Here is a 614-nt window from a genome sequence, read left to right on the forward strand (position 1 = left end):
CGTCCCGAATCCCGAATCTCGCCTCCAGGCCAACACCGACGGTCGTCAAGCGGGCGTCTCGCCGGCGTCTGCCGCCGTGTCCGCCGCGTCTCCCGGCGCATCGAGTCGCCGGAACAGACGCCGCGGCGGACGCTCGGGGGGCGCTCCCCGCGTACAACAGTGAATCAACGCCGACCGGTGCCGAAGAGAAGAGAGGCGAGGCGATGTTCCAGGACCTGGACGACACCCTTGCCGCGCTCGTCGAGGCCGAGATGCCGCTGTCCGGAATCACCGTCAGCTTCGCCACCCCGGACGACCAGTTCCCGCCCTCCGGTGTCACCCTGCCCGCGCTCGCCTTCTTCCTCTACGACGTGCGGGAGAACCACGAGCTGCGCACCAACCAGTGGGACAACACGCGGCAGGAGTCCGGGATGGTCACCCGCAAGCGCGCACCGGCGCGGGTCCTGTGCTCCTATCTGGTCACGGCCTGGCCGAACGAGAGCGCGCCCAACCCGGCGCAGGACGAACACCGCCTGCTCGGCGCGGTGATGAAGGTGCTGCTGCGCCACAGGGAGATCCCCGAGAGGTACCTGCGGGGCGAACTGACCACGCAGCAGGCTCCGCTGCCCGCCAGG

The 614-nt window shown here is 70.0% G+C and carries 1 protein-coding gene; it reads left to right on the forward strand.

Going from position 1 to position 614, the window contains the following annotated elements; all coding sequences use genetic code 11:
- Positions 1-203: 203 nt before the first annotated feature.
- Positions 204-614: DUF4255 domain-containing protein (locus tag RB628_RS41140; protein WP_318325733.1), on the forward strand; the 411-nt coding region annotated here is incomplete at its 3' end.

Origin of the sequence: Streptomyces sp. ADMS (assembly GCF_033441795.1) — a bacterium.
Lineage (GTDB): Bacteria > Actinomycetota > Actinomycetes > Streptomycetales > Streptomycetaceae > Streptomyces.